The organism is Hymenobacter sp. BT18 (assembly GCF_012273015.1).
Lineage (GTDB): Bacteria > Bacteroidota > Bacteroidia > Cytophagales > Hymenobacteraceae > Hymenobacter > Hymenobacter lutimineralis.
In genome coordinates, this window is record NZ_CP050954.1 from 1,486,451 (window position 1) to 1,512,948 (window position 26,498).

25 protein-coding genes are annotated in these 26,498 nt (G+C 57.5%); 15 read left to right on the forward strand and 10 right to left on the reverse strand.

The window, feature by feature from the left end; translation table 11 throughout:
* Positions 1-148: 148 nt before the first annotated feature.
* The gene (locus tag HER32_RS06125; RefSeq protein WP_168681246.1) at positions 149-601 is read right to left on the reverse strand and encodes a GNAT family N-acetyltransferase; all 453 of its coding nucleotides are present in this window, start codon (positions 599-601) and stop codon (positions 149-151) included.
* Between the two features lie 362 nt (positions 602-963).
* Between HER32_RS06125 and HER32_RS06130 the strand changes: the two genes are divergently transcribed.
* Positions 964-1,371 (forward strand): hypothetical protein, encoded by a 408-nt coding sequence (locus tag HER32_RS06130; RefSeq protein ID WP_168681247.1) that lies wholly within the window; start codon positions 964-966, stop codon positions 1,369-1,371.
* A gap of 98 nt (positions 1,372-1,469) precedes the next feature.
* Here the strand turns inward: HER32_RS06130 and HER32_RS06135 are convergent, their stop codons facing one another.
* The 6 genes from HER32_RS06135 to HER32_RS06160 all read right to left on the reverse strand — a co-directional run bounded on the left by HER32_RS06135 (position 1,470) and on the right by HER32_RS06160 (position 7,153).
* Entirely contained in the window at positions 1,470-2,330 is an 861-nt protein-coding gene (locus HER32_RS06135; RefSeq protein WP_168681248.1) for a DUF5694 domain-containing protein, read from the reverse strand.
* A 137-nt stretch (positions 2,331-2,467) separates the two neighbouring features.
* A complete protein-coding gene (locus tag HER32_RS06140; protein WP_168681249.1) occupies positions 2,468-2,899 on the reverse strand; it encodes a DUF3592 domain-containing protein in 432 nt (143 codons plus the stop codon).
* Positions 2,900-2,934: 35 nt separating this feature from the next.
* On the reverse strand, positions 2,935-3,306 hold the full coding sequence (locus HER32_RS06145; protein WP_168681250.1) for a hypothetical protein: 372 nt from the start codon (positions 3,304-3,306) through the stop codon (positions 2,935-2,937).
* Positions 3,307-3,507: 201 nt separating this feature from the next.
* Positions 3,508-5,136: an acyl-CoA carboxylase subunit beta gene (locus HER32_RS06150; protein WP_168681251.1), complete on the reverse strand. Its 1,629-nt coding sequence runs from the start codon at positions 5,134-5,136 to the stop codon at positions 3,508-3,510.
* A gap of 110 nt (positions 5,137-5,246) precedes the next feature.
* Positions 5,247-6,272, reverse strand: a complete 1,026-nt coding sequence (locus HER32_RS06155; RefSeq protein ID WP_168681252.1) for an MlaD family protein — start codon at positions 6,270-6,272, stop codon at positions 5,247-5,249.
* Between the two features lie 71 nt (positions 6,273-6,343).
* The gene (locus tag HER32_RS06160) at positions 6,344-7,153 is read right to left on the reverse strand and encodes an N-acetylmuramoyl-L-alanine amidase (protein ID WP_373281631.1); all 810 of its coding nucleotides are present in this window, start codon (positions 7,151-7,153) and stop codon (positions 6,344-6,346) included.
* 75 nt (positions 7,154-7,228) lie between these two features.
* On the opposite strand from HER32_RS06160, the gene HER32_RS06165 reads away from it, so the two are divergent.
* The 8 genes from HER32_RS06165 (at position 7,229) to rplS (ending at position 15,517) form a co-directional block, all read left to right on the forward strand.
* Entirely contained in the window at positions 7,229-10,012 is a 2,784-nt protein-coding gene (locus HER32_RS06165) for a putative LPS assembly protein LptD (RefSeq protein WP_168681253.1), read from the forward strand.
* A gap of 77 nt (positions 10,013-10,089) precedes the next feature.
* Complete coding sequence (panB, locus tag HER32_RS06170) at positions 10,090-10,905, forward strand: 3-methyl-2-oxobutanoate hydroxymethyltransferase (protein ID WP_149072206.1); 816 nt, start codon at positions 10,090-10,092, stop codon at positions 10,903-10,905.
* Positions 10,906-11,037: 132 nt separating this feature from the next.
* Positions 11,038-11,745 carry an RluA family pseudouridine synthase gene (locus HER32_RS06175; RefSeq protein ID WP_149072207.1) on the forward strand — a complete coding sequence of 236 codons (708 nt, stop codon included), beginning with the start codon at positions 11,038-11,040 and terminating at the stop codon, positions 11,743-11,745.
* Positions 11,746-12,019: 274 nt separating this feature from the next.
* Positions 12,020-12,775, forward strand: coding sequence for an acyl-CoA desaturase (locus HER32_RS06180; RefSeq protein WP_149072208.1), 756 nt, complete (start codon positions 12,020-12,022; stop codon positions 12,773-12,775).
* 246 nt (positions 12,776-13,021) lie between these two features.
* Entirely contained in the window at positions 13,022-13,561 is a 540-nt protein-coding gene (locus HER32_RS06185) for a 30S ribosomal protein S16 (protein WP_168681254.1), read from the forward strand.
* Between the two features lie 94 nt (positions 13,562-13,655).
* Positions 13,656-14,243, forward strand: coding sequence for a ribosome maturation factor RimM (rimM, locus tag HER32_RS06190; protein WP_168681255.1), 588 nt, complete (start codon positions 13,656-13,658; stop codon positions 14,241-14,243).
* Between the two features lie 30 nt (positions 14,244-14,273).
* Positions 14,274-14,951, forward strand: a complete 678-nt coding sequence (gene trmD, locus HER32_RS06195; protein WP_168681256.1) for a tRNA (guanosine(37)-N1)-methyltransferase TrmD — start codon at positions 14,274-14,276, stop codon at positions 14,949-14,951.
* Positions 14,952-15,136: 185 nt separating this feature from the next.
* Positions 15,137-15,517, forward strand: coding sequence for a 50S ribosomal protein L19 (gene rplS, locus HER32_RS06200; RefSeq protein ID WP_149072212.1), 381 nt, complete (start codon positions 15,137-15,139; stop codon positions 15,515-15,517).
* 139 nt (positions 15,518-15,656) lie between these two features.
* Here rplS and HER32_RS06205 read toward each other — a convergent pair whose 3' ends face one another.
* Positions 15,657-16,025, reverse strand: a complete 369-nt coding sequence (locus HER32_RS06205; RefSeq protein WP_168681257.1) for a hypothetical protein — start codon at positions 16,023-16,025, stop codon at positions 15,657-15,659.
* Between the two features lie 134 nt (positions 16,026-16,159).
* Here HER32_RS06205 and HER32_RS06210 point away from each other — a divergent pair, with 134 nt between their 5' ends.
* Both HER32_RS06210 and HER32_RS06215 read left to right on the forward strand, forming a co-directional pair.
* Positions 16,160-19,147: a M1 family metallopeptidase gene (locus HER32_RS06210; protein WP_168681258.1), complete on the forward strand. Its 2,988-nt coding sequence runs from the start codon at positions 16,160-16,162 to the stop codon at positions 19,145-19,147.
* Complete coding sequence (locus HER32_RS06215; RefSeq protein WP_168681259.1) at positions 19,128-19,736, forward strand: inorganic diphosphatase; 609 nt, start codon at positions 19,128-19,130, stop codon at positions 19,734-19,736. The genes HER32_RS06210 and HER32_RS06215 overlap by 20 nt, the downstream gene beginning before the upstream one ends.
* 70 nt (positions 19,737-19,806) lie before the next feature.
* Here the strand turns inward: HER32_RS06215 and HER32_RS06220 are convergent, their stop codons facing one another.
* The gene (locus HER32_RS06220) at positions 19,807-20,481 is read right to left on the reverse strand and encodes a hypothetical protein (protein ID WP_168681260.1); all 675 of its coding nucleotides are present in this window, start codon (positions 20,479-20,481) and stop codon (positions 19,807-19,809) included.
* Positions 20,482-20,793: 312 nt separating this feature from the next.
* Between HER32_RS06220 and HER32_RS06225 the strand changes: the two genes are divergently transcribed.
* From HER32_RS06225 to HER32_RS06240, 4 genes are read left to right on the forward strand one after another with little or no spacing between them, the layout of a single operon-like run.
* Positions 20,794-21,201: a 6-pyruvoyl trahydropterin synthase family protein gene (locus tag HER32_RS06225; RefSeq protein ID WP_149072216.1), complete on the forward strand. Its 408-nt coding sequence runs from the start codon at positions 20,794-20,796 to the stop codon at positions 21,199-21,201.
* The gene (folE, locus tag HER32_RS06230) at positions 21,194-21,847 is read left to right on the forward strand and encodes a GTP cyclohydrolase I FolE (RefSeq protein ID WP_149072217.1); all 654 of its coding nucleotides are present in this window, start codon (positions 21,194-21,196) and stop codon (positions 21,845-21,847) included. The genes HER32_RS06225 and folE overlap by 8 nt, the downstream gene beginning before the upstream one ends.
* 59 nt (positions 21,848-21,906) lie before the next feature.
* Positions 21,907-22,845 (forward strand): TIGR01777 family oxidoreductase, encoded by a 939-nt coding sequence (locus HER32_RS06235; RefSeq protein ID WP_168681261.1) that lies wholly within the window; start codon positions 21,907-21,909, stop codon positions 22,843-22,845.
* Positions 22,846-22,856: 11 nt separating this feature from the next.
* Positions 22,857-24,068 (forward strand): hypothetical protein, encoded by a 1,212-nt coding sequence (locus HER32_RS06240; protein WP_168681262.1) that lies wholly within the window; start codon positions 22,857-22,859, stop codon positions 24,066-24,068.
* A gap of 1 nt (position 24,069) precedes the next feature.
* Here the strand turns inward: HER32_RS06240 and HER32_RS06245 are convergent, their stop codons facing one another.
* Positions 24,070-26,451, reverse strand: coding sequence for a transglycosylase domain-containing protein (locus HER32_RS06245; protein WP_232066407.1), 2,382 nt, complete (start codon positions 26,449-26,451; stop codon positions 24,070-24,072).
* Between the last annotated feature and the right edge of the window lie 47 nt (positions 26,452-26,498).

Sequence of the window (26,498 nt, forward strand, 5' to 3'; positions counted from 1 at the left end):
ATAGCACAGGAAGCACAAAGTAACGCAACGAAGGCAGGTTTTCCCCACCGCCGCTGAGAACTAACGCCCATTCGGGGGTAGATTGTTCACTTCCTTTACCAGCCGCCACGTGAGCAGCGGCCTGACGCCTGACCAGCTAATTTACTTCTTACCGCAGCGCTTTGTGCAGACACACGCTGTTTTCGACCCCGGCATACTGGCCGTAGTTAGGAATGCGCGCGTACTGGCTTTTCTCGTAGAGGCGGATGGCTTCGGGCTGCTTTTTCCCGGTTTCCAGCACGCAAGCGGTGTAGCCTAGGTCCTGGGCCCACTGCTCTAACTCCCGCAAAACAGTGCCTGCCACCCCTCGCCCCCGAAACTCGGGGCGCACAAACATGCGCTTTACTTCGGCAGTGGTTTCGTCGTACTTCTTGATGGCCCCGCACCCCACTGGCTGATCGTCCCAGTACGCTACCACGGCGTGCTGAATCAGATCAATCTTATTAAACTGAGCGTAGAAGGCGTGCTCGGCCCCGTCACGGATGGCCAGGTCCTGGTCCAGCAGCGCCACGAGCTCCTGAAAATCGGCATCGGCCGAAGTGGTCTTGCGTAAAGTCAGCATACCTCAAGATACGCGCCGGCGCACTACCAACCAAGGCGCACCCGGTTGAGGACGCGGTTAACAAGTAGACTGAAGACGTCAATTGTGATTTCATAAACGGTGCAACTAATTAAAGCAGCCCGAACCCCGTTACTACTTTGCCAAGGCCGTTCAGAGAGACAGGTATTATGCTCTCCTTAGCGCAGCCGGACGGTTTTCGGGAATTGCGCACTGGGTGCTGCTAGGCAAACAACATTTTTGCATTTTGCAAATATTTTATACTGATTATTTAATTAACACGTATTGACCAATTATATTTGGTCCTCCTTTGGTGCAAGTTCAAAAACCTGCACTAGGTATTTCTTCCTCTGAAACTTCTCCATATGTCTACTTCTGCTATTTCCCGTTTTGTTGCCGGTTTGCTGCTGATCAGCGGCTTCGTCGTTTCTTCCGCCGCCGCTTCCGAGCCTTCAAACCCCGTAGAATCGGCCAGCCTTACCCGGCTGTCAGCCGCCGAAATCAGTGGCCGGGCCATGCACCTGACGGCATATTTCACGCAGGTTCTTGACCTGAAGGCTGGCCAGAAACGGGCCGTGTACCGGGCTACCGTGCAGCGCCTCGCCCACCTGAACCAGCTAAAGCGTACGCCCGAAAACGACGAGAACGTGAACCGGGAATATTTCTCTGAGCTGAGCCAGGTGCTGACCGCCGGTCAGTATTCGGCCTTTACCTGGATGTGGACTGGAATGCAGCCCGTACTGCCCGCCTCCGCCCTTTCGCAGCGTCAGTAGCCAGCACTACTAGCTAAATTACAAACAGCAGGGGGCCGGATAGAATTGCTATCCGGCCCCCTGCTGTTTGGGTGCGTCTACCAGTACCCGGTTTAGAGCTACTTTCTGCCCAGGTACTTCTTCGACTCCACCACCCGAAACGCCGGGTCGCTGGCAAAGATGCTCTGCATAGAGCCAATGTGGGCCGCCCCAAACAGCGCCAGCACCCGCCGGGGCTTGGTTTGCAGGGCCTGCACTACAATGTTGGAGTAGATTTTATAGTCGCGGTTCTTGAATACCGAAATCAGCTCTGCCCCAATGTATTTTGGGTTGATGAAAGCCGTATCGACCTGGGCATCGGGCTTGGTGAAGCGGCCATTTACCACCCGAGCCGGCGTCACGTACCGCAATCGGTACACCAGATTATAGAGCTCCGGCTGGTTGATGGCCACTTCGTAGTCATAGAGCGAAATGGCCCCCTGCTGGAGCTTGGTGCGCAGGCCGCCGGAGGCTTTGCTCAATTCCTGCTGGGCTTGCTGGTATAGCTCAATGTTCTGGCCGGTGCGCAAAATCCCCTGCGACGTGCCGCCAGGAGCATTGGCGCAGTAAATCCGGGAAAGACCAAGCTGCTTGCCCAGCCGGAAAGCCACCTGAAATATCTCACTGCGCCCCCCAGGCAGCGTGGCCAGATTCAGCTTGTCCTGACGGTACAGGGCGTAGAGGCTGTCGATTTCGCCTTGCTCCTCGGGCAGACTTTCCACGACCAGCATATCGGGCTTGTAGCGGGCCAACGCCGCCGTGAAGCGCCCGATATGCTGCTGGCCCTGGGCAGTCAGCACATCAGTAGTTGGGTAATCTTTGCTGTAGATCTGGTTGAGGTGGTCGGAGCCCACAATCATCACGTCGGTAGGCGCTGACTGGGCTAGAGAGGCGGTGGCACTGCCGAAAGCCAGCAGCAGGAATAGTAAACGGCGTTTCATAGAAGAATAGAGAAGGTTGCCCTAGGGAGGCAGCAGCGCCAGGAAACGTTGCACCCCGGCCGATTATCCTTACCCTGATACTAACGCACTGGCAGTACAGGTTTGCAGGAATAAGCAGTGGCAACTTCGTGGGGATCTTAGCCTAGAGAGGTAAAAAACTGCTCCGCCCACATGTAGCCACCGCTGAAAATAATCAGTGCTAAAGCCAAGAGGAACAAAAAGGGGCTGGCACCAAAAGCCTCAAAAAACGTGAGGACTTTGGCCTGCCGTGGATCAGCTGGATTATACACTACACGCGCTTGGTCCCCAATTTTCCAGGAAATGGGTGCACTGTTGAAGTAATTATCATAGATAAAGGATTGCCCCGCAGGGGTTCTAAAAACGAAAACTGGTTTGTACGTTTCGTGCCCATCACTCTCAACTGTATCTATTCTGAACACAGTAGCCACAGCACTACGGCCACTTTTGAGAAAATCTACTTGCTTTATAATCTTGTTCACTGCATAGATCAGCAACATTATACCGACCAGAAAGGCCAGCATAAATGCCAGGTATTCCTTGTCTTTCATAGGTATCAGAGGCAGTTGATCGATGCTACAACCGATTACTCATCGGTTGCTGCATCTAGGAGCCTTACAAGACGGGGCTGCCCGCTTTTATCTACCGCAATTTCTCCTTCCCAGCCGATATCAGAATCTGGGATACTCATCCAAGCGTGGAAAATAAATTCCTCCTTCCTGTACCCTTGGTACGTTATGCTGTGCCAGCTGTAAGCAGCTACTTCCTCTGGTGAGCCAAGTAGTTCTTTAGTAAGCGTAGTGGTAAACAAGGGTTGACTATTATGCCACGCTTGGAGTTTTGTTTCATAGTTGTGCCCTGCAATTAAGAATTTACCCTTGTCATCCTGCACTGTATCCAGCACAGCATTATCATTCAGGCTCTTCGTTACCCAGCTCAGTCGATAAGTAGCAGGCACATGTACTACCGTGTCGGCGCTGTGCGTGACTGTATCTGCAGGCCAATATTCCGTTCGCATCCTAAGCGTGCTACCATCAGCACTTGCTACCGACTGTGACGAAACGGAGGGACCATCACAGCTTACACCAAGCCAGCCCAAGATTAGCAAACCCAATCTTGAGAGCAGAAGGCAATTCGACATACCACTTTTCTTTAATAACTACACCTGAATAACTCCCACATTATACGCCTTCTCAATGGGTGCGTGGTTGGCCGCTGCAATGCCTTCGGAAATTAATTTGCGGGTTTCCAGCGGGTCAATCACGGCATCGACCCAGAGGCGGGCCGCGGCGTAGTAGGGCGAGAGTTGCTCCTCGTAGCGGGCTTTGATACGGTCGAGCAGCTCCTTTTCGGCTTCGGGGGTAATGACTTCGCCTTTGGCTTTGAGGCTAGCCACCTGAATTTGCAAAAGCGTATTGGCCGCCGCCGCACCGCTCATCACCGCCAGTTGGGCCGTGGGCCAGGCCACAATAAGGCGCGGGTCGTAGGCTTTGCCGCACATGGCGTAGTTGCCGGCCCCGTAGGAGTTGCCTACCACCACCGTGAACTTAGGCACCACCGAGTTGCTCATGGCATTCACCATCTTGGCCCCGTCCTTGATGATGCCGCCCTGCTCGCTTTGGCTGCCCACCATAAAGCCCGATACATCGTGCAGGAACACCAGCGGGATACGCTTCTGGTTGCAGTTCATGATGAAGCGCGCGGCCTTGTCGGCGGAGTCGGAGTAGATAACGCCACCCATCTGCATGCCGGTTTTCTTGCTCTTCACAATCTTGCGCTGGTTGGCCACGATGCCCACGGCCCAGCCATCAATGCGCGCCAGCCCGCAGATGAGTGTCTGGCCGTAAAGGTCCTTATAGGGCTCAAACTCCGAGTTATCGACCAGGCGGTTGATGATGTCCATCATATCGTAGGGCTTCACCCGGTCGGCAGGCAGCAGGCCGTAGATTTCCTTTTCCGCCAGCTTGGGGGCCGCGGGCTCCTTACGGCTGAAGCCGGCCGTGGGCTGGGCACCCAGCTTGTCGAAGATGTTGCGGATGTGGTCCAAGCACTCTTCGTCGGTTTCGAACTTGTAGTCCGTTACGCCCGAAACTTCCGAGTGCATGCTCGCGCCGCCCAAGGCTTCGTTGTCGATGGTTTCGCCAATGGCTGATTTCACTAGGTAGGAACCCGCCAGGAATACCGAGCCCGTGCCGTTCACAATCATAGCCTCGTCGCTCATGATGGGCAGGTAGGCGCCGCCGGCCACGCAGGGGCCCATGATGGCCGAAATCTGCACGATGCCCATGCTGCTCATCACCGCGTTGTTGCGGAAGATACGGCCGAAGTGCTCCTTGTCGGGAAAGATTTCGTCCTGCATGGGCAGGTACACCCCCGCCGAGTCGACGAGGTAGATAATGGGCAGCTTGTTTTCGATGCTGATTTCCTGGGCCCGCAGGTTCTTCTTGGCCGTGATAGGAAACCAGGCCCCGGCTTTTACGGTGGCGTCGTTGGCTACTACCACGCACTGCCGGCCCTGCACGTAGCCGATGACGACTACCACGCCGCCGCTGGGACAGCCTCCCTCCTCTTTGTACATGCCCTCCCCCGCGAAAGCGCCGATTTCCACCTGGTTGGCGCCTTTGTCGAGCAGGTAGTCTATCCGTTCCCGGGCGGTCAGCTTGCCTTTGGCTTTATGGGCTTCAATGCGCTTCTCGCCGCCGCCGAGGGCTACTTTCTTCAGGCGCTGGCTGAGCTGAAACGTGAGTTGCTTGAGTTGGTCTTCGTTTTTGTTGAACTCGAGGTCCATGGGGTGGGAACAGGTTGGGTGGGATGGGAGGGCAATAAAAAATCCGCCCCAGCGGGGCGGATTCAAAGGTAAGAGAAATGCTGTGCTGGATTTCCAGCCGTTGCCACTGGTTACTGTCCATTGGGCGTAACCACTGCCTCAGTGGTAGGAGAAGTCACCACTTTCGTTTTCTTTTCCACTTCGCCGCTGGGCTTCGTGGTGGTTTCGGTTTTGGTTTTCTTCCCGCCGCCAAACACAGAGAAATGCACGTAGCGCTTGGGATTGGCCTGCAAGTCCTGAATTAAGGCATTGGAGCTGGCGGCCGTAGCATTGAGGTTGTTGTAGAGCAGCGTGTCGCTGATAAGCTTGCCCAAGGAGCCTTTTTGGTCGGTGAGCGAGTGGTTGAGCGTGGTCATGGTGCTCTGCGCCTCGCTCATCGTGGCGTTGAGCTTGCGCATGGCCGGGCCCACCGGCGCGTTTTTTAGCGAATCGCTCAGCACGCTGAAGTTGCTGGCAATGTTGTCCAGCTTGCGCTGCGTTACCGACAGGTCGGCCGTGAGGCGGGCCATGTTGGAGGTAATCTGATTGATGTTGCGCTGGTTCATCAGCAGCAGGTTCTTCAGCGCTTCTGTGGTACCCTGGGCGTTGAGCAAAGTAGCCTGCAGGCTCAAGCGGGCATCCTTGTTCAGGAAGGAGTTTACTTTAATCAGGGTTGAATCGACGGTGCCCAATACGGGCAGGGCCCGGGCCTGGAAAGCATCGGTAATGCTGGCCGGGTGGTAGGAAAGTATGGTTTCGCCCCCGTCAAACTGCTTGGTATTCTTGCCCAGCTTCAGCGTCACGGTTTTGGAGCCCAGAATGCTGCCCCCCAGTACCGCCACCGTGGAGTCGCCCACCACAATGTCTTTGCCCAGCTCCAGGGTTACCCGCACCTGATTGCCTTCTTCGGGCAGCAACTCTAGTTCCTTGACCTGTCCCACCGGAATACCGTTCAGAATTACCTGCCCGCCCGGCGTGAGGCCATCTACACTGTCGTACTTGGTATAATAGGTGCGGTTCGACGACAAGACATTGCTGCCTTTCAGAAACCGAAATCCGACGAATAACCCTACCAAGGCCACAATGGCCAGCAGGGCGACTTTAATTTCTTTCGACACGATGAAGCTAGATTGGAACGTGGGCAAGCAAAAAAATGCAAACAACTAACGGGACGGCCCGGACTCCAACGCTAGTCGGCGGTAGAGTCGCCTTCGAGCTCACGCTTGTATTCTTTGAAGGCACGATAAATACCTGAGGCCATATACGATTGTCCGGCTTTATCGTTGAGGTACCGCTCATCGGCCCGATTGGTCAGGAACCCGGCCTCAATCAGGACGGAAGGCATGGCCGTTTTCCAGAGCACCAGAAAGCCTGCCTGCTTCACGCCCCGGCTGGGGCGGTTCACTGTAGTGCGGAACTGCTGATCAACCTTCTGCGCAAACCGGATGCTATTAACCATGTACGCGCTTTGGAAGAGCGAAAATAAAATATGACTCTGGGGAGAATGTGGGTCAAAGCCGTTGTAACGCTCTTTATAGTTGTCTTCCTGCAGAATTACGGCGTTTTCCCGCTTGGCTACACCTAAGTTGGCATCGGTCTTGTGCGGGCCCATGGTCCATACCTCTGTACCGTGCGCCACTGAGGGGCCCGCGTTGCAGTGAATACTGATAAATAGGTCGGCATCGTGGCGGTTGGCAATACCTGCCCGGTCGGCTAGCTCTACAAAGACATTCGTTTTGCGCGTATACACCACTTTCACATCGGGCATGTTCTGCTCAATCAGGCGGCCCAGCTCCAGAATCAGCTTCAGCGCAATATCGGCTTCCCGTGCCGTGGCCCCGGCGCAGCCGCGGTCTTTGCCGCCGTGGCCAGCGTCGAGCACCACGGTGCGCAGCCGGTATTTGTATACCGGTACCGCGGCCGGAACCGAAGCAGAGGGGGCTGAAAAGCTGGAAAGCAGCAGTAGGACGGCTGTTCCGAAAGCGACAATATTCCGCACGGAGTTCGTTAGTTGGGGTAGCAAGGCGCTACCTTTGCGCACTGCCACAAAATAAACGATAAAAACTACGTGGCCTTGTCTGCGCTGTCTTCTACCCGCTACCTTTTTCACCTGGCATACCACAGGGCCCCGGGCCTGGCGCTCCTGCTTGGGCTGTGGCTTAGCTTGGGCGGAGCGGCGCTGGCTCAGCAGCGCCCCCTCCCAAAACCCGTGCCGCGCTTGGCCGTCGACACCACCCGAACGGGCACGGGCGACTCCCTGCGCGTGGCCGCTGCCCCCCAGGGCGACATCAAAACGACTATCACCTACTCAGCTACCGACTCCATCCGGTTCGACGTGGCCAGCCGCGTGGCCTACCTCTACGACAAGGCCAAGATCAACTACGACGACCTGTCGCTGAACGCGGCGCGCATTGCTATCGACTACAATAAGAACATTCTAACGGCGGAGGGTGCGCCAGATACCACGGGACGGGTGCGCGACAAACCCGTGTTCAAAAACGGGGGCGAAACCTACCAGGCCGGCCGAATTGCCTATAATTTTAAAACCCGCAAAGGCAAAATCGCCGAAGCCGTTACCCAGCAGGGGGATGGGTACATCCACGCCGAAACCATCAAGCGCCAGGCTACCGGCGAAATTTACGGACGCAACGGGGTGTATACTACCTGCAATCTGGAACACCCGCACTTTTTCATCAATGCGAACAAGATGAAGGTGATTCCCGGGGAGCAGGTCGTTAGCGGGCCGTTCAACCTGGTAATCGGCGACATTCCTACCCCGCTGGGGTTTCTGTTCGGGTACTTTCCCACGCCCAGCAACAAGAAGCGCGCTTCCGGGCTGATTATTCCTTCTTTTGGGCAAACCAATGACCGGGGTTTCTTCCTGCGCAACGGCGGCTACTACTGGGCCGCCAGTGAGTACGTGGGTGTGCGCCTGACGGGCGAAATCTACTCGGGTGCCGGCAGCGACTTTGGGGGCTGGGGCACCCAGGCCGATATTCAGTACCGTAAGCGCTACCGCTACAGCGGGTCCATGAACCTAGCGTTCAACCAGCGGCCGGCCAATGAAATTCTGCCCGACGAAGACGTAACCGTCGATCAGCCCTACATCAAGCCCAAGTCGCCGCGCACCTTCTGGGTAAACTGGAGCCACGCGCCCCAGGCCCGGCCCGGGGGCGGACAGTTCAGTGCCTCCGTTAACCTAGGCAGCCAGGACTACAACCGGCTGAACGCTTTCGATACGGAACGTTACCTCACGTCTTCGTTTCAGTCGAACGTCAGCTACTCCAAGCAGATTCGGAACTCTCCGATCAACTACTCCCTGAACCTGGCCCAAAGCCAGAACACCGGTACCGGCGAGATGAACCTTACCCTGCCCGATTTTACCGTGGGTGTGGCCCGCCAGTATCCCTACGAGTGGCTGGGCCTGCCTCAGGACGGCAAGCTCAGCACTATTTACGAGCAGATTGCCATCGGCTACACGCTCAACGGCCAGAACCGCCTGAGCAACGTGCAGCCGGCCCGCCAGCTGAACGGCCTCCCGCTCATTGGGGGCACCAGCGAAGCACGCCGCATTCCCATTAGCTTAGACAACCTGGGCGACCTGCTGCGCAACACCCAGTCGGGCCTGCAGAACGTATTCAATATTTCGTTGGGCAGCTACACCTTGCTGAAGCACCTGAGCTTTACGCCCAACGTATCCTATAGCTCCAGCATGTACAACAAGCGGTTAGACTACCGCTACGTCGAAGCCGCGCAGGCCGTGCGCATCGACACGCTGCGGGGCTTCAACTACGCGCACACCTACCAAGGCAGCGCTTCGCTGAGCACGAACTTCTACGGGCTGCTTCCCATAAAGGGCAAGCGTGTGGAGGCTATCCGCCATAAGGTAAACCCTTCCCTCAGCTACAGCTATTCCCCCGATTTCAGCCGGTCTACCTGGCTGTATCAGACGGTGCCGCTGCCCAACCTCACGGACGCCAGCGGCCGGCTGGTGGGCGAGCAGGTTTTTTCCTTGTACAATAATTTCCCCTATGCCCCGTCCGGCGGCCGGCGGGCCAGCCTGCTGTCTTTCTCCCTGAATAACCAGGTAGAAATGAAGGTGCGCTCCAAAACCGATACGACCGGCACCACCCCCTTCGAAAAGGTAAGCCTGATTGACAACCTCAGCCTCAATGGCTCCTACAACCTAGCCGCTGAGACGCTGCAGCTTTCCCCGATCAGCGCCTCGTTTAACACGCAGATTGCGCGCAAGCTCAACTTCCTGATGTCGGCGAGCTTTAACGCCTACCAGCGCGACAGCACCGGCCGCCTCATCAATGAATACCTGCTGAAGCAAAGCAAGCCCCGTCTGGCGCGGCTTGAGTCGGGCAACTTGTCGATGACCTACCAGTTTAATCCGCAGCGGAAGCCCGGGGCTAAAAATACCCAGGTTGCGCCCACCAACAATCCGGCCCTGGGCACCCCCGACCCCGTGAATCCCTACGAGGACTACGTGGATTTTTCCATTCCCTGGACATTGAACGCCTCGTTTGCGGCCGCTTATAGCAACCAGGCGCCGGCACTGCCCCGCGCGGGCCAAACCCGGCCGTCTTCCTTTACCTCCGTTGCGCTGAACCTGAATGGGGAAATCAAGATTACCGACAAGCTGCGCGTGGGCTACAGCAGCGGCTACGACTTCCGGAATCAGAAAATCACGTACACCTCGCTCGACTTTTACCGGGACCTGCACTGCTGGGCCATCAGTGGCAACTGGATTCCGTTTGGCCCCCGCCAGGGCTACAACTTTACCATTGCGGCCAAGTCGGCCCTGCTCCAGGACCTGAAGCTGACGCGCAACCGCTCCTTCTACAACCGCTAATGCCTCGGAAATTGGGGGAATTTGCTCAGCTTTGAGAATTATTTCCCCGGCCTTCCACTCGCCCTCCTCCGTTTTCCATGTCGCAGCACAAAGAGGTTAAGCTCATCACCACCCACCAGCTCCTGGCTATGAAGCGGCGGGGGGAGAAAATTTCGATGCTCACGGCCTACGATTTTTCCATGGCCACCATTCTGGACGGCGCCGGCATTGATGTGCTGCTGGTAGGCGACTCGGCCTCCAACGTCATGGCCGGCCACGAAACCACGCTGCCTATCACCCTGGACCAGATGATTTACCATGCCTCTTCGGTGGTGCGGGCTGTGAAGCGGGCCCTGGTGGTGGTGGATATGCCTTTCGGCTCCTATCAGGGCAACTCCTCGGAAGCGCTGCGCTCGGCTATCCGCATCATGAAGGAGTCGGGGGGGCACGCCATCAAGCTGGAAGGCGGCGCGGAAATTCGCGAGTCCATCAGCCGCATTCTCACGGCAGGCATCCCGGTGATGGGTCACCTGGGCCTCACGCCCCAGAGCATTTACAAATTTGGTACCTACACCGTGCGGGCCAAAGAGGAAGCGGAAGCGCAGAAGCTGCTGGAAGACGCCCAGCTCCTGCAGGAACTGGGGTGCTTTGCTCTGGTGCTCGAAAAGATTCCCTCCGCCCTGGCCAAGCAGGTGGCCGAGCAGCTTACTATTCCCGTTATCGGCATTGGGGCGGGCCCCGACGTAGACGGGCAAGTGCTGGTGGTGCACGATATGCTGGGCATCACCAAAGAGTTTAAGCCGCGCTTTCTGCGGCGCTACGCCGACCTCGGCGACCTGATGCACGACGCCGTTGCGCGCTACATCAACGACGTCAAGACCCACGACTTCCCCAGCGCGGAAGAAGCTTACTAGTTTAATTAATAATGAGTAATTAATAATTAATAAATAAGCGCGTCGTCGGGTGTCTTTTCTGCTTTACCAGGCGGCAAGAGGCGTTTCTGACCAGTTCTTAATTATTAATTCTTAATTATTAATTCCTGTAAAGTGAACCGTCCGAATTTGTGGTCGGAGCAGAAGGAAATTCTGTTCGAAGACAACCACCTGCTCATCATCAACAAGCCCGCGGGGCTGCTCGTTCAGGGCGACGCTACCGGGGATGAGCCCCTCTCCGCCAAGGCGGAAGAATACCTGCGCTTTAAATACAAAAAGCCCGGCGCGGCCTTTATCGGGGTGGCCCACCGCCTCGACCGGCCCGTGAGCGGCGTGGTAGCCCTGGCCAAAACCAGCAAGGCCCTGAGCCGCCTGAATGAGCTGTTTCGCGACAACAAAGTGCACAAAACCTACTGGGCCCTGACGGGTAAGCGCCCGGAGCCGGAAACCGGCCACCTCACCCACTGGTTGGTGAAAGACCCTATTCGCAACACTACCAAGGCCTATACCGAGCGTCATTCCCAAGGCCTGAAAGCCGACCTGGATTACACCGTACTCGGGCAGGCCGGCAACCGGTGGCTGGTGCAGGTAAATCCTATTACCGGCCGCCCGCACCAGATTCGGGTGCAGCTGAGCACCGGACTGGGAACCCCTATTGTGGGCGACGTGAAGTATGGCTTCCTGGCCCCATTGCCCGACGTCAGCATAGCCCTGCACGCCCGCCAGCTGGAGTTTCAGCACCCCGTAACAAAGGAGGCCATGTGCTTTGTGGCCCCCCTGCCCGACATGCCTCACTGGGAAGCCGCGCAGGCTTATTACTAGCCTGTGCGCTTCGGCCACCAGCGGGCCCAAGCGGCGGCGGCTCTGCCGTTGAGCTGCTTTTTGTCTTCTGCTGTTTTGAGGCAGCCAATGCACCGCCGGTTTCCCACTGCGGTTGCACTTGAATAAGATTATGACCTTTTCGGCACTTTTATTGAAGGGGCCTTGGCAAGGCCATAGTTTTGCAGTGCGCTATTGAACGAAAGCCCCGCAGCATAGCTTATGCGGGGCAGCAGCTTGCCTTGTCCTTGCCTTCGCACACCTCATTTGCCGGCTCATGCCAATACTCATCTTTTTCGTTGCTCACTATTATCTGTCGCTGTTCACGCAGACGTTCTACCTGCACCGGTACGCAGCGCACAAAATGTTCACGATGAACAAGTTCTGGGAGAAGTTCTTCTTCCTGTTCACGTACATCTGCCAGGGCTCTTCCTTCCTGTCGCCGCGGGCGTATGCGCTGCTGCACCGCATGCACCACGCTTACTCTGATACGGAGCTGGACCCTCACTCTCCCCTGTATTCGTCGAATGCGTTTTCCATGATGTGGAAGACCAAGAACATCTACAACGCCGTCCTGAACCGGGACTACGCTGCGGCCGAGCGTTTTGAGGGCGACTACCCCGAGTGGCAGGCCATCGAGGACTTTGGCGACAAGTGGTATTCCCGCATTGGCTGGGGCACGCTCTACGTGCTGTTTTACATTCAGTTTGCCACGGCCTGGTGGCAGTACCTGCTCCTGCCCATCCACTTCCTGATGGGCCCCATCCACGGCGCTATCGTGAACTGGGGCGGCCACAAATACGGCTACCAGAACTTCGACAACCACGACCACTCCAAGAACACCCTCGCGCTGGACTTCCTGGCTTTCGGAGAGTTGTTCCAGAACAACCACCACAAGCTGCCCATGCGCGTCAACTTCGGCGTGAAGTGGTGGGAGTTTGACCCCACGTACATGTTCATCTGGACCCTCGATAAAGTGGGCGTGGTGAAAGTAAAGCGCAAGTGGCAGGAGCCCGTCAACATGGCGGCATAGCCGACTTACGCAAGGTGAAATTATAAAGCTTCGTTTCACACGAAAAGGCCCTTCTGCCTCGCGGAAGGGCCTTTTCTGTATCTGGGTTCTAGCGGTAAGCGCCGTTTATATGGTCACAATGTACTACGACCGGGCATCTTATTCTCCGATTCACAACTTCACCTTTCACAACTGCCCCTTTTCCCTTACCTTTGCACCTCATTTTCAACCAGACGCACGGGATGCGTCGCTTAACCAAACCGGTTTATGGCAGTTAAAATCCGCCTCGCCCGTCGTGGCCGCAAGAAGGCCGCACAGTTCGACATCGTTGTTGCTGACTCCCGCTCGCCCCGCGACGGCCGCTTCATCGAAAAAATCGGCACCTACGACCCCAACACGAACCCTGCTTCCATCAACTTCGATGGGGATAAGGCTTTCGATTGGATTATGAAAGGTGCCCAGCCGACCGATACGGTTCGTGCTATGCTTTCTTACCGCGGCGTGCTGTACCGCAAGCACCTGCAGCTGGGGGTAATCAAAGGCGCTATTTCGCAGGATGTAGCTGACCAGCGCTTCACCGACTGGAAAGAGCAGAAAGACGCCAAAATCGAAGGCAAGCGTACCACCCTGGGTACTGCCAAGGACGAAGCCCGCAAGGAGCGTCTGGCCGCTGAAACCAAGGTAAAAGAAGCACGCGCTGAGGCGCTGCGGGCCAAGCAGGCTGCTGCACTGGCGGCTAGCGCTCCGTCGGCTGAAGCCACCGAAGCTGAGGCTCCCGCTGAAACCACCGAGGAAGCCGGCGCTTAATTTTTCTGGCAACTCGTAAGAGGTGATGAGAAGCTAAACGGGTTGCCGTTTCTGTTTCTCATCACCTCTTTTCGTTTCCTTCCTTATTTCTGCCATGAGCATTACTCCCAATGACTGCTACGAGCTGGGCTCGGTGGTAAAGCCCCACGGCCTGAAAGGCTTCGTCGTTGCTGCGCTTGATGTCGACGACCTGCAAGCGTATCGTAAGGTGAAATCGGTGCTGCTGGAGCTGCCCGGTACCCCCGGCAAGCTCACGGCCTTTGCCATTGAAAAGCTTACCCCGCAGTCAGAGGCCCGGGCGCTGGTCAAGTTCAAGGGCATCGACCGCATCGAGGACGCGGAGCCGCTGCGCAACGCCAAGCTTTGGCGCCCCCTGGCCGAGCTGCCAGCGCTGGCGCAGGACCAGTTCTACTTCCACGACGTCATTGGCTTCACGGTGGTAGACGAGGCGCTGGGCCAGCTGGGCACGGTAGAAACATTCTATGAGCTGCCTCAGCAGGATGTACTGGCTATGCAGTACCAGGGCCAGGAAGTGCTTATCCCGGTAGCCGATGAGCTGATTTCCCACGCCGATATGGATGCCCGCACCCTGCACGTAAAACTGCCGGATGGCCTGCTGGAAGTGTACCTGACGCCGCCCTCCCGGGAGCGGGACGAACCGGACGAATTTGTAGAACCCTAATGCGGCCTGCTGCGCCTTACCTGTCTTCTCATGCGGATTGATATTGTTACCTGCCAACCCGAGCTGCTGGAAAGCCCCTTTGCCTTTTCCATTGTGAAGCGTGCCCAGGAAAAAGGCCTCGTGACGATTTATCTGCATCAGCTGCGCGACTTTGCCATCAACAAGCACGGGCAGATTGATGACTATGTGTTTGGTGGCGGCGCTGGCATGGTGTTGCGCGTGGAGCCTATTGCCGCCTGCTTCGATGCCCTGCTAGCCCAGCGGAAGTACGACGCGGTTATCTACATGACCCCTGACGGCCAGACGCTGCGTCAGCCCCAAGCCAACCGGTTTTCCCTGGCCGAAAACCTGCTCATTCTCTGCGGGCACTATAAGGGAATCGATGAGCGGATCCGCCAGGCCTACATTACCCACGAAGTCAGCATTGGCGACTACGTGCTGAGCGGGGGCGAGCTGGGTGCGGCCGTGCTCGTAGATACCGTGGTGCGGCTACTGCCCGGGGTGCTGGGCAACGAGGAATCCGCCCTAAGCGACTCATTCCAGGATAACCTGCTGGCTCCGCCCGTGTATACCCGCCCCGCCGAGTGGCGCGGACAGGCAGTTCCCGAAATCCTGCTTTCGGGCAATACGCCCAAAATTGAGGCGTGGCGCCACGACCAAGCTGTGGAGCGCACCCGCCTGCGCCGCCCTGACTTGCTGGATGGCTGACAGGCTGCACCGTGGCAGCAGGCGACCTTACAACGCGAAGCTGCCTAACCATTTAACTGTTAATCCATTCAACAATCAAGCAATTCGCCTGCGCGTCTTGCAATCCTCAAAACAGAGCGCTATATTTGCGCCTCCTTAATAGAACCTACTTCGGCGGCGCGGCCGTCTTTTACAGTTTTCCAGCCATGAGCGTACTTCTCGACTTCATCAATTCTGAATCCCAGGAGCGCCGCGCCAGCTTCCCCAAGTTTGCTGCCGGTGACACCATCAACGTGCACGTAAAAATCCGCGAGGGCAACAAGGAGCGTATCCAGCAGTTCCAGGGCGTGGTTATCCAGCGCAAGAACTCCAACTCGAACGGCGAAACTTTCACGGTGCGCAAGATTTCGAACCAGATTGGTACGGAGCGTATTTTCCCCCTGCTGTCGCCCAACATCGACAAGATTGAGCTGATCCGTCGTGGTAAAGTACGTCGTGCTCGTCTGTTCTACCTGCGTGGTCTGTCGGGCAAAGCTGCTCGTATCAAAGAGAAGCGCATGAACGTGGTAGAGAAAGTTACGGCTTAATCCCACGGGCCTTGTCCCTATGTTTCAACGACCAGTTCCTACTCAGGGGCTGGTCGTTGTCGTTTAAGTTGGCTGCTTGCCCAGCAAAAGGCCCGGCTTCCTTACGCAGGAAGCCGGGCCTTTATCGTACCTATTAAGACTACTTTACCTGAGCTGCCGTGGACGTAAGGGCCTCGCCCAGCTTGGTAATCCGCTCAGCGGTGTTGGGATTTTCGGAGAAGATGGCCGCTTTGGTCGTGTTTTCGCCCAAGCGTGCCAACAGCGTCCCGACCACGTCTTTATCGAACCCACCGCTGTTGAAGTGGGCTTTCAATTCCTGCAGGTCAATGACTAATTGATGTAGCTCCGGGTTGTTGGCATCCTTCAGGTCTTCAATCCAACGCTGCAGGTGATTATCGAGGCCGGCTTTCTCGGATTCTTCCTGCAGATCGAGACCCAGCAGTTTGATGGCGCCGTCGAGGTGGTTCTGGTGTTGGGTATCGTCTTTGGGCAATTTGTGAAAAGACATAGGCGGAAAGGATACACCGCTAAAGGCGGTAGTGAAGGATGAGCCTGTGCAAACGGCTTGGCTCCCGCAAAGGTTGTCCGTCACATTTCCGGCGCGGAAACGTACTTTCGTACTCCCCTTTCTTGTATTCTGGTATGAAAAAATTTCTGGCGGGCTGCTGGCTGGCACTTATTCCCCTGGCAGCCACTGCCCAAACTACCCCTACCCCTTCTGCCACCTGGCAGCAGCAGGTTAATTACTCTATCGACGTAACGCTTGATGATGTACGCCACGAGCTGACTGGTCGGGAGGAGCTGCTATACACCAACAACTCCCCCGAAACGCTGCCCTTCATCTGGTTTCACCTGTGGCCCAACGCCTACCGCGACAACACCACGGCCTTTGCCAAGCAGCAGCTGCGCAACGGCGACCGGAAGTTTCAGTTTGCTCCGCCCGCCGACCGCGGGTTCATCGACCAGCTGGATTTCAAAGTAAACGGCGAAGCCGCCCGCCTGGAGTACGACTCCCAGAATCCGGATGTGGCGAAGCTGGTGTTGCCGCAGCCGCTAGCTCCCGGGGCCAGCATTACCATCACCACCCCTTTTCACGTGAAGCTGCCCGCGTCCTTCTCCCGGCTGGGGCACGTGGGGCAGTCGTACCAGATTACGCAGTGGTACCCCAAGCCCGCCGTACTCGACCAGCGCGGCTGGCACCCCATGCCGTACCTGAACATAGGTGAGTTCTACTCTGAGTTTGGGTCGTTTGATGTGCGCATTACCCTGCCGGCCAATTACGTGGTGGGCGCTACCGGGCAGCTCCAAAACCCCGAGGAGCAGCAGCGCCTGGAGCAGCTGGCCGCCACCACGGCCGCCAAGAAGGACAGCAAGGACTTCGGCAGCGACTTATCGTTCCCGGCCTCGGCTCCCGAAACCAAAACCCTGCGCTACGTGCAGGACCAGGTGCATGACTTTGCCTGGTTTGCCGATAAGCGCTTTAATGTGCTGAAAAGCGGCGTCACGCTGCCTTCGGGCCGACAGGTATCGTCCTGGGTGCTGTTTACTAACAAGAATGCTACTCGCTGGATTGAAGGGCTCCAGCACCTGAACGACGCCCTGACGTATTACTCCAAGTGGGTGGGCGAATATCCCTATCCTTCCGCCACGGCCGTAGACGGGGCCTTGAGCGCCGGCTCTGGCATGGAGTACCCCATGGTGACGGTAACCGAGCCTTCCGCTATTTCGCACGAGGTGGGCCACAACTGGTTTTACGGCATTCTGGCCTCCAACGAGCGGGACTATGCCTGGATGGACGAGGGCCTAAACTCCTACGTTGATAACCGGATAGCGGCCCTCAACAACTCGCCCGGCTCTATGCAAACCGGGGTGCTTTCGCGCATCAAGCCGCTGATGGCAAAATTCAATATGGACGGCCTATCGGCGTATGCGCTGGAGCAGGCCACGTACCAGACGCAGGCTTCCCGCGGCCTTGACCAGCCCGTGAACGGAGTTTCTTCGGCGGCTTCGGGCATGCTCAATTACCCGTTTATCGTTTACAGCAAAACGGCGGCGCTGTTCAACTACCTGGAGAATTACCTGGGCCAGGAGAAGTTTGACGCGGCCATGCACGCGTACTTCGAGCGGTGGAAGTTTCGCCATCCGTATCCTGGGGACCTGCAGGCTTCTTTCGAGGAAAGCACTGGCCAGAAGCTGGGGTGGTTTTTTCAGGATATGCTGAGCAAGCGGGTGCGCTACGACGCTACCATTGAAGATATCCAGGTTTCGGATACGGTGAAAGTACTGGTACGCAACGACTCTCCGGCCCCGTTCGCGGTGCCGGTTTCTACCCTCGATGCCCAGGGCAAAGTCTTGGAGACGCTCTGGTCGCCCGTGCTGGGTATTACGGAGGAGGACGAATCTGCCCAGCTCAATTTCCGGCGCGAAGGCGTACAGGCGGTAACCGTAGATGCCAACTACGTCACCACCGAATTCAGCCGCCGCGACGACCGCACCAAAACCAGCGGGAGCTTCCGTCGCGTCGAGCCTTTCCGCTTTCAGGGTGGGTTGGCACCCATTCAGCGCTGGGATCGGGCAATTGTCAACTTCACCCCGGTGATTGGGGCCAATACCTCCGATAAGTTCATGCTGGGGGCCGCTTTCTACAGCAGCCCGCTGGTACTGCAGCGCCTCACCTACGTGGTGATGCCCATGTACAGCTTCAACCAAAAGGAGGTAAACGGTATTGCTCAGCTCAACGTGAACGTGCTGCCTGATAAGTATGCCCGCCGGATTGTGACGGGCGTGCTGGTGCAGCGCTTCGAGCGCTACCGGAAAGTAGAGCCCAGCATCACGTTCGACCTGCCTTTCTCGGCATACGACGCCCCGCAACACTCTCTGAAGCTGGCTTCAGCATCAATTAAGGACGAAGACCTAGACCAGACCAGCAGCATTCAAACGCTGGAGTACCGGGTGCACGGCGGCAATGCCCTGCAGCGTTGGACGGGCTACGTAGAGTTCAACCAGCTGACGCCCAAGCCGGGCTTGGTTATCAGCAATGCCGAGGCCCGACTGCTACGGGCAGCGGGCACCTTCCAGCGCTACTATTCCGCCAAGAAGAGTGTTTCGGTTCGCCTATTTGGGGGCCGTTTCCTGTCTAATGTGGGCACCTCCTCCGAATCCCAGCCGTACGTGCTGGGCCTGAGCGGTAGCCCCGACTACCGGCGCCAAACCGCCTTCCTGGACCGTCAGCAGATTTCTCCGGCCCTGGCCGCCCAGCGCCACCAGACCGACGACCGCGATGGTGCCTTTAAAGCCTACCTGCCGGTAGCCAGCACCAAATGGCTGAGCACCCTGAACGTACAGGGAGATTTGCCCATCACCAGCCTGAAAGTATTTGCCGACTTCGGCGCTACCAGCAACAAAGTACTGCTCGAAAGTGGCAAGCAGCGCCGCCTTTTCTACGATGCGGGCTTGGTGGTGCCCATCATTCCCGGAGGTATCTTCCAGTTCTACGTACCCGTGGCTGGCTCGCAGTTCGGCAACGGGTTGCCCGGCAGCCGCAAGGAGTTTACCGACAACCTGCGCTTTGTCTTCCACCTCGACAAGCTCAACCCTTTCCGCTTGCTGGATGAGCACCTGGCGCAGTAGTAACCGCTCTGCACTGAATTGGGCGTTGCTGGCCCTGCTTACGGGCGGGGCCAGCAGCTGCTCTACCGATTATAGTACACTGCCTACGTATTCGGCGGAGCGCAAGCTGTTGCAGGTAGTGGTAGAAGTACCGGCTGGCACCAATCATCTGCAGCACTACAACCCGGCTACTAGGCAATTTGAGGCCGTGCGGCGCGCGGGCCTCGACCAAGTCGTGGAGTTCCTGCCTTCTCCGGGCAACCAAGGCTTCATTCCCAGTACGCTTGCCGCCGAGCAGCAAACACCGCTACCGGCCCTGGTGCTGGCCGAAGCCCAACCCGCCGGCACCGTGGTGGAAGTACAAGCCCTGGGGCTGCTTACCCTCGATGATGGGGGCCAGCTCCGGCAGGTTGTACTGGCCACGCCAGCCCGGCCCAGCCAGCAGATCCTACCCGGCATCAGCACCTGGCAGGGCCTCATCAATAAGTATCCTGGCGTACGCACGGTACTAAGTCAGTGGTACCAGCACCAGGGCCGGCCCGGCGAAATCCGGATAGTGAGCTGGAAGGATGAGCGGGCCGCGGCCCAGGCTATTCAACAGGCCCGATAACCATTCAGGCAAGACGCAAAAAAGCCCCGCTGGATGTTCCAGCGGGGCTTTTTTGTGGAAGTAGGAACAACTACTCAATCTTGTTCATGCGCTCCTTCACAGCTTCGAGGGCCACGCGCATGTTCACAATGTCGGCGCGGGCAGCTTCCTGCTCTTTCAGGTTCATGTCAATCTGGTTGTTGTACTGCTGCAGTTCAGCGGCGTTCTGCACCAACTGCTGCTGAATTTCGATTTTCTTGGCTTTGTTTTTCTCGATGTCTTTCTTGATGGCATCAGCCTTCTGAATTACCGTCATGTGGTTGTTCTGCGAAGCAACCAGGGCTTTTTCAGCTTCAGCTACCTGCAGGGCCAGGTCTTCGCGGTAGAGCATGCGGGCGAAGTCTTTCAGGTACGTTTCGCTGGCTTTCCACTGTACCGGCGTAGCATCCTTGCTCAGGTAAGCATTGCCCAAGTCAATAGACCACCATACGGAGGTACCGGTAGGCGTAGCATCAACCTTGCTGATGATGCGAATAGGGGTCTTGGAAATAGACTCAACAACCACACCATCCATGGTGTAGACGCCTTTATCGGCTTTCACTTTGCCGATTTTTTCGGTAATCCATTTCAGCCAAGAATCGTCTACCCGCTTGCTGTCAAGCTGGATAGTAACGCGCTGGCCCTTACGCGGAATACCTTTGATAGCCATGTCGGTTTCGTCCACTGGCGACTTCTGCGCGTAGCCAGTCACCGTCAGAACGAACATCAACAGCAGGGTTAGGAGTACGCCTGGTTTCATAGAAGTGAAAGTGGTTGAATGTTAAGGAAATGCAATAGGAGGTGAAGCAAACGGCCCAATGACTGAAAACCGACTCACCAAATTTAACTAGCTCCAACCCAAAAACCGTGCGCTAACAAACGTTTTTTTTGGCCCGCCCCCGCTTTTGTTATATAATCACAATAGCATATTAAGGAAGTCCAACAAAAACCCTATTATCAGGGCTTTGGCAGCAATATTTAGGCTAGCGAATAGCCTCCCGTTGAAACCTTCTGTCAGAATCCCGGTTAATCGGGCCATATGAAGGTTACGATTTGCCGCAAAGAACACTTCAACGCCGCCCACCGCCTGTACAACCCGGCTTGGTCGGACGCTGAGAATGCCGAGGCCTTTGGCCCCTGCGCCAACGCCAACTACCACGGGCACAACTACGAGCTGGTCGTGCGCCTGACGGGCAGTATTGACCCCGATACGGGCTACGTGTACGACATGAAACGGCTGAGTACGCTCATTAAACGGGAGATTCTGGATACCTTTGACCACCGGAACCTGAATTTGGACACCGAAGACTTTCGGCAGCTGAACCCGACCGCCGAGAACATGGCGGTTGTCATCTGGAATCGGCTCCGCCCCCACCTGGCCCCCACTCTGGCGTTAGCGGTGACGCTCTACGAAACGGAGCGAAATTTTGTAGAATACCATGGATAACCCCGCGTCCGGCTCTGCCGATTTGCTTCTTCCTGCCGACCTGCGTACGCCCCTGCGTCCGGATGCCTTTGCTTTATCTGACGAGGAGAAAATTGCGGCCATGGAGCCGCACTTCCACGCCATTATGGAGTTGCTGGGCCTCGACCTGACCGACGACAGTCTGAGCGGCACGCCGCGCCGGGTGGCCAAAATGTATGTACAGGAGTGGTTTCGGGGCCTCGACCCGCGCCACGAACCCGCCGTCAAGCTGTTCGAAAACCGCTACCAGTACCACAACATGCTCATCGAAAAGGACATTACGCTCTTTTCGTGCTGCGAGCACCACTTCGTACCCATCATTGGGAAGGCGCACGTAGCCTACCTGCCGGGCGAGCATGTGGTGGGCCTATCGAAGCTAAACCGGGTGGTGCAGTACTATGCCCGCCGCCCCCAGGTGCAGGAGCGGCTTACGCGCCAGATTGCCGAGCAACTCAAGCACAGCCTGCAGACGGAAGACGTGGCCGTCCTCATCGAAGCCGACCATCTGTGTGTGATGAGCCGGGGTGTAAACGACACGAGCAGCAGCACCATTACGGCTGAGTATAGCGGCCGTTTTGCCGATGACCAGCAGTACCGAACCGAGTTTCTGCGCCTGATTGGCCGGTAGCCCGGGCATGCCGGTTTTTGGTTGTAGTTTGCGCGCCCATTTCCCCTCTCTTTTCGCTCATGGCTACCAACGTGCAGGAAACCGCCCGTAAAGTATTGATTGCCGGGGGTACCGGCCTGATTGGCACCCGCCTCAGCGAGATGCTGATTGACGCCGGCTACGATGTAGCGCATGTGAGCCGCCAGTCGGGGCCTACGCACTACCGCCGCTTCCGCTGGGACTTACGCTCCCAAACCATTGATGAAGCGGCCGTGCCTTATGCCGATTACGTCATTAACCTAGCGGGCTCCAGCGTCTCGGAAGGCAAGTGGACCGAGGAGCGCAAGCGCGAAATACTGGATAGCCGCCTGGGGGGCACCAACTTGCTGGTGCGGGAGCTGCGGGAGCGGCAGCACCACGTGCGGGCCTTTCTGTCGGTATCGGCCATTGGCATCTACGGCGACGCCGGCGACAAGCTGGTAACGGAGGAAACGCCTCCTGCTCCCGCCGGCGACTTTCTGGCGGATGTATCGCGGCGCTGGGAAGCGGCGGCCCTGGCAGCCCAGGAGCAGGGCGTACGAACCGTTGTGCCGCGGGTGGGCATTGTCCTCAGCCCCGAAGGCGGGGCCTTGGTGCCCCTGGCCCGGACTATTAAAATGATGGCCGGAGCACCGCTGGGCTCGGGCCGGCAGTATATGTCCTGGATTCACCTTGACGACTTATGCCGCCTGCTGATGCAGATGCTGGAGCAGCCCCAGTGGCAGGGGGTGTATAATGCCGTAGCGCCTAATCCCGTCACCAACCAGACCTTCACCGAAACCCTAGCCGAAGTACTGCACCGCCCCCTGGTGTTGCCTAAGGTACCGGAGTTCGGCCTGAAGCTGATGATGGGTGAAATGAGCGAAATCGTGCTATCCTCCCAGCGGGTAAGCGCCGAAAAGGTGTTGCGGGCGGGCTTCGTATTTGAATACCCGCAGCTGAAGCCGGCCCTGGAATCGTTCTACGGCGAAGAGCTGTAAGCCCCAGGTATATGCGGAGGCTAGGCCAGGCCGTGCTGGTTTGTCTGCTGCTGGGTATCGGTTACCTCAACACCCGACTGTATTACCGCCCCCACGTTACATATACGGCAGCCGGCCCCGTAAACGAGGATGTGCTCCACCAGTTGCGGTTCCTGAAAGTGCAGATGCACGCGGGAGCCGCCGAGGAAATGCAGGAAATCTACCCGGAAGGCTATGTGTACCTGCACGCCCTTTACAGCCTTACCTGGATAGAACTGGTGAAGCACTTGGCTCCCACCAACTTAGTGTACCGGGAAGGCCGCAGGGAAAGCGCCTGGTCGCTCAAAGCCATAGATTCGTCCGTGGGCCGGCAAGTATTCGACTCCGAATTACCCTTGCCTTACGGCGCTTTTTATCAGGGGTGGCACACCTATATTCTGGGCCGATATCTGGCCATGCAACCCGTGGCCCAACGGTCGGGCCCGGACGTGGCCCGCTTTCGCCGCCAGTGTGCTCAGATTGCGCAGGTGCTTAAGGAAAGTCCTTATCCTGAATCTTACCGAGGAGCCGCCTGGCCCGCCGATGGCTTGCTCTGCGTAGCCTCCCTGGCTTGGCACGACCGTATTCTTCCTGGGCGCTACCGCCCGGTTATCAGGCAGTGGCTGCAGGCGGCCGAAACCCGGCTTGATTCTCTGGGCCTGATTCCGCACCAGGTGCAGCCGCACTCCGGGCGCGTACTGGAGGCGGCCCGTGGCTCTTCTCAAAGCCAGCTGCTTAATTTTCTGCTGGAGGTTGACTCCGTGTATGCCCGCCAGCATTTCACGCGCTACAAAGCCTATTTTCTTACCAAGCGTTTTGGCCTGCCGGGAATACGCGAAGCAGCAAATGAAGCAGCCGAGGTAGCCGACATTGACTCGGGGCCGGTGATTCTCGGAATTGGCGGGGCGGCTTCTATCGTTGGGCGGCGCACTATGCAGCGGTATGGTGATACCACCACGGCGGTGGGGCTGCGCAACAGTATCGAGGCGTTTGGCTTACCGTTCCAACGCCATGGTCAAAAGAGTTACCTCTTTGGCCAGCTCCCCATTGCGGATGCCTTCATTGCCTGGGGCAACGTGCTGGAAAGCCGCCAGGAAATTGCGGGCGCTACTGGTTGGCGCGCTGGGTTTCAGCTGCTTTCTGGCTTACTCGCCGGGCTGTTATTCTGGGGTATCCGTTGGTTGCGGCCTCGCCCCGTGGACTAGCTTACGGCCGCAGACTATCCGGCACCGGGGCAGCTCCGCTGTTGAGCTGCTCCAGGAGGTTATCCATGGCAATAGTGTCCACGGGCGCGGCCCGGCGTGGGCGGGGCTCCTCGGTGTAGCACACGTACTTTTTGCTGATTTTAACGATAGGCTTCGGAAACGGCCCCATGGTAATATCCAGGTCCTTGTCTTGGTAGAGCTTCTCCATATACGTGCCGAAGATGGGCAGCGCCATGCGGCCGCCTTCGCCCTGCTGGGTGCGGAAGAAGTGGATGCTACGGTCTTCACCCCCTACCCACACGCCTGTTACCAGGTCCTTGGTGACGCCCATGTACCAGCCGTCGGAGTAGTTAGAAGTGGTACCGGTTTTGCCGCCGATCTGGTTGTCTTTCTTCCACAGCTCATACTCCCACAGCGCCTGCGAGGTACCGCCGGGCTCATCCATCCCGCCGCGCAGCATGTAGAGCATCAGCCAGGCCGTTTCCGGCGAAATCACGCGCTTTTGTTGAGGGTCGAATTGCTTGATGACGTTGCCGTTGCGGTCTTCGATGCGGGTGATGAACATGGGCTCGGTGCGGAAGCCCTGGTTGACGAAAGTGCCGTAGGCATTCACCATCTCGTACACGCTTACATCCCCGGCCGAACCCAGCCCGATGCTGGGCACGGGCAGCAGCTTGCTTTTGATGCCCACTTTGTGCGCGTACTTGGCCACGTTCTCCCAGCCTACCAACTCTGTGAGCTGGGCCGTTACGGAGTTTACGGAGCGGGCCATGGCGTGGCGCAAGGTCATGTTGATGCCAGTGTACTCCCGGGTCACGTTGTCGGGCTTCCACTCCATGGGCTTACCATCTTCCACGTAGTTGATGGTGACACGCTGGTCCCGGATCCGGTCACAGGGGGTGTAGCCATTGTCGATGGCGGTGAGGTAGACGAAAGGCTTGAAGGTGGAGCCGGCCTGCCGCTTGCCCTGCTTTACGTGGTCGTACTTGAAGAACTTGTAGTCGAGGCCGCCCACCCAGGCTTTCACCTGGCCCGTGAAGGGGTCCATGGTCATCATGCCGGCGTGCAGGAAGTGCTTGTAGTACGCCAGCGAATCGAGCGGCGACATGACAAGCGTGGTATCCCCGTCGCCCTTCCAGGTAAACACCTTGATGGGGCGTTTGCGGTGCAGGGCGGAGTCTACCAGATCGGGGCGGCCGGGGTAGCGCGCTACCAATTCCTTGTAGGCGTCGGCGCGCTTCATCTGCGTCTCGATGAAGTTGGGGATTTCGTTGCCGTCTTCGTCCACCCAGGGATTGGAGTCGCGGTTGCGCCAAAAGTTGTCGAAGGAGCGTTGCAGCACTTTCATGCGCTTGTGCACGGCTTCTTCGGCGTGGGCCTGCATACGCGAGTCGATGGTGAGGTACACCTTCAGTCCGTCGCGGTACAGGTCGTAGCCATTCTTCTTGCACCAGTCGTTCACAAACTGACTAACGGCGCCCCGGAAATACGTTTCGGGCCCATCGACGTGCTTTTCTACCTGGTATTGCAGTGCAATGGGCCGGGCTTGCAGCAGCTGTACGCTGTCCTTGGAAAGAAAGCCGGCCTGATGCATACGCTCCAGTACCAGGTTGCGGCGGCGTTTGGCCGCTTCGGGGTGAAAGCGGGCGTTGTAGGTGGTGGGGGCATTCACCGCTCCTATCAGCATAGCCGCCTGCTCGGGTTGCAGGCCCGCCGGCGTGGTGCTGAAAAACGTTTTGGCGGCTACCTTGATGCCGTAGGATTGGGAGCCGTAGTCGACGGTGTTGAGGTAGAGCCGCAGAATTTCTTCTTTGGTATAACGGCGCTCCAGCTCCACGGCCGTCAGCCACTCCTTAGTTTTGTTGATGACGGTGCTCAGGACAGGCACGTGCCCCAGGAGCCCGGTATTGCCCGCCCGCCGGATTTTGTAGAGGTTTTTGGCCAGCTGCTGCGTGATAGTAGAGCCGCCCCCACCCTTGCTGCCCGTAAGCACCCCCGATACGGCCCGGGCAATGGCCTTGGGGTCGATGCCGGCGTGGTCGTAGAAGCGTACGTCTTCGGTGGCTACCAGGGCCTTCACCAGCCAGGGCGACATTTCACTTAAGGGTACGGGGGCGCGGTTTTCGCGGAAATACCGGCCAATCATTACCCCGTCGGAAGTGTATACTTCTGAAGGCTGCTCTACTTTGGGATTTTCCAGCTCTTCCAGGCTCGGCGACTTCCCAAACAAAAACAGGAAGTTGATGCTCACCAGAATGGGATACAGCAGAAATACGCCCAGGCCGACCACAAAAAAGCCCCAGATAAAGCGCGTCAGAATGTTGGGCCAGCGCCGGCCAGCGCCGGTGGGGGTAGTAGCTTTTGACGAGGTACGTGCGGGCATGCAAAGCAGATTAAGCAGCAGCCACGCCAGCTGGCGGCTACAGGAAA

Excerpts from the sequence above, each read along its gene's own strand:
- HER32_RS06225 (WP_149072216.1), top strand. The coding sequence starts at position 20,794 with ATGAAGGTTACGATTTGCCGCAAAGAACACTTCAACGCCGCCCACCGC.
- HER32_RS06210 (WP_168681258.1), top strand. The coding sequence starts at position 16,160 with ATGAAAAAATTTCTGGCGGGCTGCTGGCTGGCACTTATTCCCCTGGCA.
- HER32_RS06245 (WP_232066407.1), bottom strand. The coding sequence starts at position 26,451 with ATGCCCGCACGTACCTCGTCAAAAGCTACTACCCCCACCGGCGCTGGC.
- rplS (WP_149072212.1), top strand. The coding sequence starts at position 15,137 with ATGAGCGTACTTCTCGACTTCATCAATTCTGAATCCCAGGAGCGCCGC.
- HER32_RS06235 (WP_168681261.1), top strand. The coding sequence starts at position 21,907 with ATGGCTACCAACGTGCAGGAAACCGCCCGTAAAGTATTGATTGCCGGG.
- HER32_RS06135 (WP_168681248.1), bottom strand. The coding sequence starts at position 2,330 with ATGAAACGCCGTTTACTATTCCTGCTGCTGGCTTTCGGCAGTGCCACC.
- HER32_RS06220 (WP_168681260.1), bottom strand. The coding sequence starts at position 20,481 with ATGTTCGTTCTGACGGTGACTGGCTACGCGCAGAAGTCGCCAGTGGAC.
- HER32_RS06140 (WP_168681249.1), bottom strand. The coding sequence starts at position 2,899 with ATGAAAGACAAGGAATACCTGGCATTTATGCTGGCCTTTCTGGTCGGT.
- folE (WP_149072217.1), top strand. The coding sequence starts at position 21,194 with ATGGATAACCCCGCGTCCGGCTCTGCCGATTTGCTTCTTCCTGCCGAC.
- HER32_RS06180 (WP_149072208.1), top strand. The coding sequence starts at position 12,020 with ATGCCAATACTCATCTTTTTCGTTGCTCACTATTATCTGTCGCTGTTC.
- HER32_RS06205 (WP_168681257.1), bottom strand. The coding sequence starts at position 16,025 with ATGTCTTTTCACAAATTGCCCAAAGACGATACCCAACACCAGAACCAC.
- HER32_RS06130 (WP_168681247.1), top strand. The coding sequence starts at position 964 with ATGTCTACTTCTGCTATTTCCCGTTTTGTTGCCGGTTTGCTGCTGATC.
- HER32_RS06125 (WP_168681246.1), bottom strand. The coding sequence starts at position 601 with ATGCTGACTTTACGCAAGACCACTTCGGCCGATGCCGATTTTCAGGAG.
- panB (WP_149072206.1), top strand. The coding sequence starts at position 10,090 with ATGTCGCAGCACAAAGAGGTTAAGCTCATCACCACCCACCAGCTCCTG.
- HER32_RS06150 (WP_168681251.1), bottom strand. The coding sequence starts at position 5,136 with ATGGACCTCGAGTTCAACAAAAACGAAGACCAACTCAAGCAACTCACG.
- HER32_RS06215 (WP_168681259.1), top strand. The coding sequence starts at position 19,128 with ATGAGCACCTGGCGCAGTAGTAACCGCTCTGCACTGAATTGGGCGTTG.
- trmD (WP_168681256.1), top strand. The coding sequence starts at position 14,274 with ATGCGGATTGATATTGTTACCTGCCAACCCGAGCTGCTGGAAAGCCCC.
- HER32_RS06185 (WP_168681254.1), top strand. The coding sequence starts at position 13,022 with ATGGCAGTTAAAATCCGCCTCGCCCGTCGTGGCCGCAAGAAGGCCGCA.
- HER32_RS06240 (WP_168681262.1), top strand. The coding sequence starts at position 22,857 with ATGCGGAGGCTAGGCCAGGCCGTGCTGGTTTGTCTGCTGCTGGGTATC.
- rimM (WP_168681255.1), top strand. The coding sequence starts at position 13,656 with ATGAGCATTACTCCCAATGACTGCTACGAGCTGGGCTCGGTGGTAAAG.